The organism is Okeania sp. KiyG1 (assembly GCF_014132355.1).
GTDB lineage: Bacteria > Cyanobacteriota > Cyanobacteriia > Cyanobacteriales > Microcoleaceae > Okeania.
In genome coordinates this window covers 60,020-69,511 of record NZ_BLZO01000044.1, presented here as the reverse complement: position 1 = coordinate 69,511, position 9,492 = coordinate 60,020, and the positions used below count along the sequence as shown (strand labels likewise).

Below are 9,492 nucleotides of genomic sequence, written 5' to 3'. Positions count from 1 at the left end.
TTTTGACTTCTTTTTCTTGAGTGGCAGACCTTTGAAATCTAAAATCCTGTCGGAGAGAGACTTTTGATCTATCTTTTCTGCGGTCAATAAAGCAACAATAGAAACAATCATTAGTGGCAATACTAAGCGAAAATCTTGTGTCTTCTCAAAAATAATTACTACTGCTGTCATGGGTGCCCTTGAAACAGCGCAAAAGAATGCACCCATTCCTGCTAGAGCAAAAATTGTTGGTTGTTCCAGACCGACTACATTACTTTGGCAAATTCCAACTATCCGACCGAGGGCCGACCCAATAACTAAAGATGGAGCAAAAATCTCGCCAGGGGCACCGGAGCTGGCGGCAAATATTGTCAAGATAAAGTGTTCGGTAAAAGCAATGAAACTCAATTTCAAGCTGGCTTCGTTACTGCCTAGCAATTCTCTTAAAGCTGTATGGTTACGAAATGAATCTGGTAAAAATGCGATAATTAAACCACTAATTAATCCTGTGAGAGCTATTCGCCAAGGTAATGTTAAGTTTAGTCGGCGCTCAAATATGAAAGCTGCAATAATTCCTCGGCTAAATGCTGTTCCTAATAAACCTGCTAATATTCCCAAAATTATGTAAAAAGGAATCTCTTTGAGGTGTAAAAATCCTGTAATTGAGGTATCTAAGTAAGTGTTCTTATCTAAGTATAAACTTTCTCCCCCTAGCATTTGGGAAACAACTGCACCAACGAAAGAAGCAATAATTGCTGGTCCTAAGGTGATACCAGAAACATCGTGCATTAGGTCTTCTACTACAAATAAGACTCCGGCGATGGGGGCGTTGAAACCAGCAGCTAACCCAGCAGCAGCACCACAGGCAATTAACTGACGACGGTAATTTGGAGAAGTAGGAACTAAACGACTGATCCAAGCTGCCAAGGATGCACCTATTTGTACTGTTGGGCCTTGTCGCCCTAATGTTAATCCAGAACCCACTGTCAGGATGGTAGTGAACATTTTGACCATGGCGATCGGGAAGTTTAACGGAATTCGCATACCTGCGAGGGCAGCTTTTACTTGAGGTACTCCACTTCCTCCTGTTTCTGGTGCTAAACGCTCTACTAATAAACCTGCGACAAGTCCTCCCACCGCGCCAAAAATTGGTAATAATAACCAGGGTGGATATTTGAGGGATGCAGCTATACGCAAACTACCTAGCCATCCTGCACCTTCTTTTAGTATTACTGCTGCTAAACCAGATACCATTCCGATTAAGCAAGCTTCAAAGACTGCCAGACGTTTTGGTCTGAGCAGTGGATAAATAAAGTTTTTGAGATGAATTTGAACTTCTTGTCGGATATACTGATGCCACATAACAGAGTTTAGGGTGTTGTTTTGGCAGTATGGAATAGAGTTTTGTGTTTATTCTAGTTCTTAGTGGCTCTTTTTTATCTTTTTGTTATGGGTTAATATCAAACCTGGTAGCAGGGGAATGTGGGGAGTCTAGAGAAAAGCTGCAACCATAAGGGTTGAATTAACTGTTTGGGAGTTCTATTTTCCCATATACCCCATAAACCTATACCTCCCAAACTCACTCCCCTAATAGGTTTCACCCTTAATTAAACAACCCTGGTTAATGGGAGTGCGAATGTGCTTAATGGAATGATAATTTCATTATTTTTGATGTATGTGCTTACTGGGATGAGAATCTCTATCAACTCAATTATTCTGATATGCTTACTGGGATGAGAATCTCTATCAACCCAATTATTCTGATGTGCTTACTGGGATGATAATTTCTATCAACCCAATTATTCTGATGTGCTTACTGGGATGATAATTTCTATCAACCCAATTATTCTGATGTGCTTACTGGGATGATAATTTCTATCAACCCAATTATTCTGATGTGCTTACTGGGATGATAATCTCCATCAACTCAATTATTCTGACTCTTGTATGTTGCTAATCTGATGGCAACCCTAACTTAATATCAAATCCGGTAGCATCGGTTTCAACAATTAATAATTATAGGACTTACGCATAAACGCTATTGGTAGGGTGTGTTAGCGCTAGCTTAACAGAGCGACTCACCATATATAGTGCCTTTGCGTAAGTCCTGATAATAATATTTCCTCCTATAAATAAGACAAACAATAAAACTCGACGAAAACAATAACCGATCGCACTCCCCACACCACACCAACCAAAAATCCATAACCACTCTACCCACCAACTCCAAAATGTAATTAAAGGTCTACCATCCAAAACCGCCCTAATAATTTGACTAACCTGATGTGCGTGTAAAACAACCCCAGACATTTGCTTCTGAGAAATAGTTTCAACATAACTATAAGGAGTATAAAATTTCTCGTTCGCATAAGGATCTGTACTACCAATAAGTACAATTTTATCCCTAACTAAAAACCATCAAATTCTCCAGATAAAATATCCGAAATACTAATATAATTAGCAACTCGAACGGCATTTCTATAATTAAGTAAAACTTGAAACCCACCATCATCAACTTTTTGATAAATACCTTGTCTTTCCACAAGCTCCTTAAAAACAACATCACCAACTTTAAAATTTCCACTCGAAGTAAACTCTAGTTTAATTCCTTGACTTTCCAAATAATTAAAAGCAACCCTAGCACTTAACGAATAACTTGTTTGACAAGGGTCTTGCTCTTCTTTTCCCATAAACATTAAATGGCGACGGAGAACATCAACTTGACCATGATCGACAACAAAATCAGTAAAACCTAAACGTTCTTCTGGTACTCCTTGAGGAGGTGTAGTACCAGGTTTATTATTGTGATATTCACTAGCACTACAAACAGCTTAGAGCGTAACGACTGGACCGACACGCCTAAAAATGTAGGTTGGGTAGAACGAAGTGATACCCAACACAGCCTTATTATTGTTGGGTTTCCTACGTCAACCAAACCTACTAATACCATTTCTCAAAAGTTTTGCTACATCTCCTTGGGAGTAGGGAGTAGGGTTCAAAAGCATAATATATTTTGAATTAATGCCGATAATCCTCTACATTCATTACTGAATCATTATTATTACTTAATAACTGAAGTTCATCAGAAGTATAGCATTATTTTTGGGAATTGGTATAAAATAATTAAATCATCTTGTTTAATGAGTTAATAACAAATAGCTGATAGCTGATAGCTGATGGCTGACTGCTGAATGCTTACCTATTAATTAAAGGAAATTATAGCCATGAAAAAATACTCATTTTATTATCAAATCCCACAGATTCAAGTCAGTTACGTTTAGGCAAAGAACATAACGCAATTGATGATGCGTTGAAACAATCAAAAAAACGAGATGAATTTCAAGTAGTCAGTAAATTAGCCGTTCGAGTCAAAGATTTACGACGAACATTATTAGAATTAGAAGATAATGAACGGGCAATTGTGCATTTTTCCGGCCATGGTGCAGGTAGTGACGGACTAATTTTAGAAGATGATTCTGGGAAAATAAAACTTGTCAGTACTGAAGCCTTAGCACTACTTTTTAAACAGTTTCAATAACAAGTTGAATGTGTAATTCTCAATGCCTGCTACAGCGAACAACAAGCCCAAGCAATTTATCAATATATTGATTGTGTTATTGGTATGAATCAAGCAATTGGAGATACAGCAGCAATTAATTTTGCCACAGCATTTTACGAAGCATTAGGAGCAGGAAAAACCTACGATCAATCTTTTAAATTTGCTTGTACTGCTATTAATTTAGAAGGAATTTCTGAGTCAGAAACCCCAAAAATTCGATATCGACCTCGACCTAATAATTCTGATATTCAGGAAACAAAAGTCACTGAAAATAAAGATAATTTGTCCTCTCCACCTGTATCTCAAACCATGACATTTAGTGGCGGTACTGTTAAAGGTCCAGTGGGTCAAGCTGGACGTGACCTAACTCAAACTGCCAATAAATCCCAATCTTTGGTGATATTAGTTTTAGTGGAAGTGATAATAATTTTAATGCCATAAATAGTGCCAGTGGCAATATGAATATTGACCAAAGCCACACTCAAACTTTTGGAGAAAATTATGAATCAAAAATAGATACAGCATTAGCTGAATTAGGAAAACTTAAACAGGAAATTGCTACAACAAATTCTCTGAGTTTAATTCAGAAGAAACAAGCTGAAATTCCTGTTGAAATGTTAGAAGCAGAATTAAAGAAACCTCAACCTGACAAAGGCTTAATAGATGAAGCAGTTGAGGCACTAAAAAAAGGATTAGAAGGTGTAGAAAAATTAGCTGGACCTGTGATGAAAGTTGCAACAATTTTAGCCAAAGTTTGGATTTAATTTTCTGTCTTAATCAAGAGTTAGATTGCTTCGGGGGTTCGCGTCTACTGAATTAGATTCAAATAATATCTTCAATAACTATATTATGACTACAGAACAAAATGATAAATCCCTATCCAATCAAAACCAAACTACTGGAAATATAGAGTTTTTGGTAACGAAAATGCCATGAATTCTGTAAATTCAGCCAAAGATGTAAGTATTAATCAATCTCGTACTGTCATTTATAACTATTATTATGAAAAACAAAAAATTACAACATCTACTGAGGAAGATATAGATGATAATTTACCTTGCCCCTATCAAGTTTTGTATCATTTTAATCCAGAAAATGCCGAATATTTCTTTGGTCGCGAAGTATTTATTGAAGAACTCTATCAATATACAGAAACTCACAATTTTATTCCTGTATTAGGAGCATCAGGAAGTGGGAAATATTCAGTTATTTTAGCAGGATTAGTACCGAAATTAGTCAAAGCCGGACATTGGCAATTTACCCATTTTCGTCCCGGAACAGACCCGTTTCTAGCTTTGGCTCAAGCATTAGTTCCACTTTATGTGCAGAATCTTGACGAAACAGACCGCATGGCTCAAGCTCGGAAATTATCAGGATATTTTCAAGACAATACAATTCCATTATCTGATGTTTTTGCCACAATTCAACAGAACTATCCCAATAACAGAACTTTATTAATTGCCGACCAATTTGAGGAATTTTACACCCTTTGTAACGATGAACAAATCCGCCGTAAATTTATCGATCTTCTCTTACAAACATTTCAATTTTTCCCCTAAAAATCATCTTTATCAACAGTATTAGTTGTCACAATGCGGGCAGATTTTTTAGGGAATGCTCTCTCCTATCGACCTTTAGCTGATGTCTTGCAAAAAGGAGATATTAAGCTAGGGCCAATGAACTCTGAAGAACTGACAGAAGTTATTAAAAAACCTGCTCAAAAATTAGGAGTCAACTTTGAAGGCGGACTGGTTGAACGTATTCTTGAAGATGTAGACAAAGAACCAGGAAATTTACCCCTATTAGAATTTGCTCTGACAGAACTTTGGAAACAACGAAAAAGCAAAAAATTAACTCATAAAGCTTATGAAGAAATTGGTCAAGTTTCCGGTGCATTAACTCGTTATGCTGATGACAAATTTAGTAAACTTAAACCAGAAGAGCAAGAGCAAGTCCATCGAATTTTTGTGCAGTTAGTTCACCCTGGTGCAGGCACGGAAGATACCCGACGAGTGGCAACTAAAGCAGAATTAAGCCAAACCAATTGGAATTTAGTCAAAAAATTAGCTGATGCGCGGTTAGTTGTCACCAGTCGTACTGTTGTTAGCAGTGAAACAGAAAATAATTCTGGGCAAGAAATCGTTGAGGTAGTCCATGAAGCTTTAATTAGAAACTGGGGCCAACTAAAAGAATGGATGGAAAATGACCGAGAATTTCGTGCCTGGCAAGAACGAATGCGGGGAGCAATGCGTCAGTGGCAGGAAATGAAACAGGATAAGGGGCAGCTATTACGGGGAGTGGCGTTGCTTCAGGCCCAGGAACAACTCAAAGACCGTCGGGATGAACTGTCAGAAGGGGAGCAAGAATTTATTCGGAAAAGTCAGAAATATAAGCAACGTAAACGTCAACGAATGTTAGCAGGAATGGTCGCATTTTCCGTGATAATTTCCCTACTTGCTGTGTGGTCAGAAATTCAACGACGTAAAGCTGTCATTAGTGAACAAAAAGCAGAGATGAGAGCTTTAAATACTCGTTTAGTCTTAGGAGAGGAAAGCTTAGACATACAGTTAGAAGTTCTCAAACTGGAGCAAAGAGCAAATAAAACAATACCTGAGATACACCAGGCTACCAATCTCCTGCAAAGAACTGTTTACTGGCCAGGAGAGAAAGAAATTAATAGCTTAGAGGGGCATCTTAATAGTGTCTATGGTGTGGCATTCAGCCCCAAAGGAGATTTGATTGCTTCTGCGAGTCGTGACAACACAGTGAAATTGTGGAAACCTGATGGCACATTACTCAGGACTTTAGAGGGGCATAAGAATACTGTCTGGGGTGTGGCATTCAGTCCCAAAGGAGATTTGATTGCTTCTGCGAGTCGTGACAACACAGTGAAATTGTGGAAACCTGATGGCACATTACTCAAGACTTTTGAGGGCCATGATAGTTCTGTTTATGGTGTGGCATTCAGCCCCAAAGGAGATTTGATTGCTTCTGCCAGTGGTGACAACACAGTGAAACTGTGGAAACCTGATGGCACATTACTGAAGACTTTCGAGGGCCATGAGAATACTGTCTGGGGCGTGGCATTCAATCCCAAAGGAGATTTGATTGCTTCTGCGAGTCGTGATAAGACAGTGAAATTGTGGAAACCTGATGGCACATTACTCAAGACTTTAGGGAGCCATGAGAATACTGTCTGGGGCGTGGCATTCAATCCCAAAGGAGATTTGATTGCTTCTGCCAGTGGTGACTACATGGTGAAACTGTGGAAAGCTGATGGCACATTACTCAAGACTTTAGGGAGCCATGAGAATACTGTCTGGGGTGTGGCATTCAATCCCAAAGGAGATTTGATTGCTTCTGCGAGTCGCGATAAGACAGTGAAATTGTGGAAACCTGATGGCACCTTAGTGTGCACTCTCACCAGACTTGTAAGTCGGAGCCATAGGATGACATTTAGCTGTCATGGGGCGTGGCATTCAATCCCAAAGGAGATTTGATTGCTTCTGCCAGTTGGTGACTACAATGGTGAAACTGTGGAAAGCTAGATGGCACATTACTGCAAGACTTTCAGGGAGCCATGAGAATTACTGTCTGGGATGTGGCATTCAACTCCCAAAGGAGATTTGATTGCTTCTGCGAGTCGCGATAAGACAGTGAAATTGTGGAAACCTGATGGCACATTACTCAGGACTTTCAGAGGGCCATGGAAGAATAGCTGTCTGGGGTGTGGCATTCAGTCCCAAAGGAGATTTGCTTGCTTCTACGTGTCACTGATAAGACAGTGAAACTGTGGAAACCAGATGGTACGTTGGTGCGAAGTCTCAGTGGCCATGAAAAAGTTGTCATAGATGTAGTATTTAGCCCCAAAGGAGATTTACTTGCTTCTACAAGTTGGGATAACACAGTGAAACTGTGGAAACCAGATGGGACTTTGATGAACACTTTCACCGAACATGAAAGAGCTGTCTGGAGTATAGCATTTAGCCCCAAAGGAGATTTGCTTGCTTCTGGAAGTTTGGATAATACACGGTGAAACTGTGGAAACCCGATGGCACATTACTGCAAGACTCTAAGCGAGGCATAACAATGGTGTCTACGATGTAGCATTTAGTCCCAAAGGAGATTTGCTTGCTTCTGCTGGTGGTGACAACACAGTGAAACTGTGGAAACCAGATGGTACTTTAGTGCACACTCTCACCGGTCATGACAGATACTGGGTCATGCAGTGTAGCATTTAGCCCCAAAGGAGATTTGATTGCTTCTGCTAGTGGTGACAAAACAGTGAAATTGTGGAAGCCAGATGGTACTTTAGTGCACACTCTCACCGGCCATGAAAAAGTTGTCATGGATGTAGCATTTAGTCCCAAAGGAGATTTGCTCGCTTCTGCAAGTTGGGATGGCAAAGTGAAACTGTGGAGCTTTAACCAGGATGACCTTCTACCTTATCCTTGTCAGTGGATGAGTGACTACTTGAAAAACAATCCCAATGTTACCGAAGAGGAGCGTCGTCTCTGTGGTGTAGAAACTTCGGCAACGGCTTTGTTTTTGCAGGGTTAGTAACTGTTAAACTTAAACCGTAGTAAATAGTTGTAAAATCAATAAACAGTGTTCTAAAATTAAATAGGTAATTAATCTTTTGTTACCACATGCGCCGAGTGGGAGTTGAGCGTCCAATGAGAGTTGTTGACAGACATATTATTAGACAAGCACACCAGTATTGGCAGTTGTGCGATGACTTAGCCTTTAAGTCAAAAAACTTGTATAATTTGGCTAATTATTACTGTCGTCAGCATTTTTTTTGTACTGGTCATAGTCTGGATTTAACTCAACTTTACCACACCACCAAAGATAGCGATGCTTACAGAGCATTACCAACTAAAGTATCAAAACAAATAATCAAATCCTTGATTGCAACTTGGCGTGGTTATTTTCAGGCTGTAAAAGAATGGTCAAAACATCCCTGTAAGTTTTTGGCTAAGCCCAAAATACCCAAAGTATAAGGACAAAACTCAAAGGTAGGAATGTAGTTATCTATTCATACAGGAATCAGTCTATAAAGCCCCTTTGAAGAATGGTATTTGTCACTTATCAATGAGTGAAATCAAAATACCTGTAGTTGTGGATACTGTAGTTGAAGTCAGAATAGTACCTGCCACTGGTTGCTATATAATTGAAGTAGTATATGAAAAAACATCCTCAGCCACAAATACACTCAACATATGTAGCCGGAATAGACTTAGGGATTGATAGATTAGTTGCTCTATCTACAAAGCCAGCCTGGTGTCAAACCACTGCTGATTAATGGGAAGCCACTAAAAAGCATCAATCAATTATATAACAAGCGTAAAGCTAAGTACCAAAGTCATCTCAAAGGCAACAGAAAAACTAGCCGTAAGATTGAAGCGTTAACCTATCACCGAAATCGTTTTGTCGAGAATTATTTGCATAACACCAGTTTCTTAGTGGTTGAGTATTTAACCACAAATAATATTGGTACTGTAGTCATTGGAAAAAATGATAACTGGAAACAAGGTGCAAATATGGGCAAAAAAAACAACCAAAATTTTACTCAAATACCTCACTATAAGTTAATTCAACAGATAACTTATAAGTGTGAACTGGCTGGGGTAAAAGTCATTGAAACCGAAGAAAGTTACACCAGTAATATCAAATCCGTTTAATTCGGTATAAAAAAATGTTCCATCTTCAACGATTACCAAATATTTCTCCATCTCCCCATCCCCCCATCTCCCCATCCCCCATCTCCCCATCTAATTACACCGATGCTACCGGATTTGATATAAGACATCTGCACTTGACCTGGAATTGCCCTGTAAGCATGAATTGTATGTAGGTAAACGAGTCAAGCGTGGCTTATTCAGAAGTGCAACAGGTAAAGTGATTAATGCCGATATCAACGGCAGTCTTCAAATATAAGATAAGAAATTCCC

Annotated in this window: 10 protein-coding genes and 3 pseudogenes; 10 read left to right on the top strand and 3 right to left on the bottom strand. The window is 39.0% G+C overall.

What is annotated here, in order from left to right:
• The 3 genes and pseudogenes from SAGCYANO_RS08220 to SAGCYANO_RS47405 form a co-directional block, all read right to left on the bottom strand.
• A partial coding sequence (locus tag SAGCYANO_RS08220; RefSeq protein ID WP_202219620.1) for a ClC family H(+)/Cl(-) exchange transporter occupies window positions 1-1,341 on the bottom strand: 1,341 nt, incomplete at its 3' end.
• A gap of 663 nt (window positions 1,342-2,004) precedes the next feature.
• Window positions 2,005-2,376 carry a CHASE2 domain-containing protein gene (locus SAGCYANO_RS47410; protein ID WP_202219628.1) on the bottom strand — a complete coding sequence of 124 codons (372 nt, stop codon included), beginning with the start codon at window positions 2,374-2,376 and terminating at the stop codon, window positions 2,005-2,007.
• A gap of 11 nt (window positions 2,377-2,387) precedes the next feature.
• Window positions 2,388-2,735 (bottom strand): annotated as a pseudogene (locus tag SAGCYANO_RS47405) (hypothetical protein); the annotation flags it as partial.
• A gap of 554 nt (window positions 2,736-3,289) precedes the next feature.
• On the opposite strand from SAGCYANO_RS47405, the gene SAGCYANO_RS08205 reads away from it, so the two are divergent.
• From SAGCYANO_RS08205 to SAGCYANO_RS08155, 10 genes and pseudogenes are all read left to right on the top strand, one after another.
• The gene (locus tag SAGCYANO_RS08205) at window positions 3,290-3,517 is read left to right on the top strand and encodes a hypothetical protein (RefSeq protein ID WP_202219619.1); all 228 of its coding nucleotides are present in this window, start codon (window positions 3,290-3,292) and stop codon (window positions 3,515-3,517) included.
• An 84-nt stretch (window positions 3,518-3,601) separates the two neighbouring features.
• Window positions 3,602-3,979 (top strand): hypothetical protein, encoded by a 378-nt coding sequence (locus tag SAGCYANO_RS08200; RefSeq protein ID WP_202219618.1) that lies wholly within the window; start codon window positions 3,602-3,604, stop codon window positions 3,977-3,979.
• 17 nt (window positions 3,980-3,996) lie between these two features.
• A complete protein-coding gene (locus tag SAGCYANO_RS08195; protein ID WP_202219617.1) occupies window positions 3,997-4,302 on the top strand; it encodes a hypothetical protein in 306 nt (101 codons plus the stop codon).
• Window positions 4,303-4,470: 168 nt separating this feature from the next.
• Window positions 4,471-5,805 (top strand): annotated as a pseudogene (locus SAGCYANO_RS50150) (WD40 repeat domain-containing protein); the annotation flags it as partial.
• Entirely contained in the window at window positions 5,785-7,038 is a 1,254-nt protein-coding gene (locus SAGCYANO_RS08185) for a WD40 repeat domain-containing protein (protein WP_375339903.1), read from the top strand. The pseudogene SAGCYANO_RS50150 and the gene SAGCYANO_RS08185, both read left to right, overlap by 21 nt.
• A 284-nt stretch (window positions 7,039-7,322) precedes the next feature.
• Window positions 7,323-7,574 carry a WD40 repeat domain-containing protein gene (locus SAGCYANO_RS08180; protein WP_202219614.1) on the top strand — a complete coding sequence of 84 codons (252 nt, stop codon included), beginning with the start codon at window positions 7,323-7,325 and terminating at the stop codon, window positions 7,572-7,574.
• Between the two features lie 85 nt (window positions 7,575-7,659).
• Window positions 7,660-7,779, top strand: a pseudogene (locus tag SAGCYANO_RS08175) (hypothetical protein); the annotation flags it as partial.
• Window positions 7,745-8,098 carry a WD40 repeat domain-containing protein gene (locus SAGCYANO_RS08170; protein WP_202219613.1) on the top strand — a complete coding sequence of 118 codons (354 nt, stop codon included), beginning with the start codon at window positions 7,745-7,747 and terminating at the stop codon, window positions 8,096-8,098. The pseudogene SAGCYANO_RS08175 and the gene SAGCYANO_RS08170, both read left to right, overlap by 35 nt.
• Before the next feature lie 116 nt (window positions 8,099-8,214).
• The gene (locus SAGCYANO_RS08165; RefSeq protein ID WP_202219612.1) at window positions 8,215-8,541 is read left to right on the top strand and encodes a transposase; all 327 of its coding nucleotides are present in this window, start codon (window positions 8,215-8,217) and stop codon (window positions 8,539-8,541) included.
• A 255-nt stretch (window positions 8,542-8,796) separates the two neighbouring features.
• The gene (locus tag SAGCYANO_RS08155; RefSeq protein ID WP_202219610.1) at window positions 8,797-9,222 is read left to right on the top strand and encodes an IS200/IS605 family accessory protein TnpB-related protein; all 426 of its coding nucleotides are present in this window, start codon (window positions 8,797-8,799) and stop codon (window positions 9,220-9,222) included.
• Window positions 9,223-9,492: the final 270 nt, after the last annotated feature.

Bases quoted from the DNA above. Each gene is read 5' to 3' on its own strand.
- SAGCYANO_RS08200 (WP_202219618.1), top strand. From the start codon at position 3,602: ATGAATCAAGCAATTGGAGATACAGCAGCAATTAATTTTGCCACAGCA.
- SAGCYANO_RS08195 (WP_202219617.1), top strand. From the start codon at position 3,997: ATGAATATTGACCAAAGCCACACTCAAACTTTTGGAGAAAATTATGAA.
- SAGCYANO_RS08185 (WP_375339903.1), top strand. From the start codon at position 5,785: ATGCGTCAGTGGCAGGAAATGAAACAGGATAAGGGGCAGCTATTACGG.
- SAGCYANO_RS08170 (WP_202219613.1), top strand. From the start codon at position 7,745: ATGACAGATACTGGGTCATGCAGTGTAGCATTTAGCCCCAAAGGAGAT.
- SAGCYANO_RS08165 (WP_202219612.1), top strand. From the start codon at position 8,215: ATGAGAGTTGTTGACAGACATATTATTAGACAAGCACACCAGTATTGG.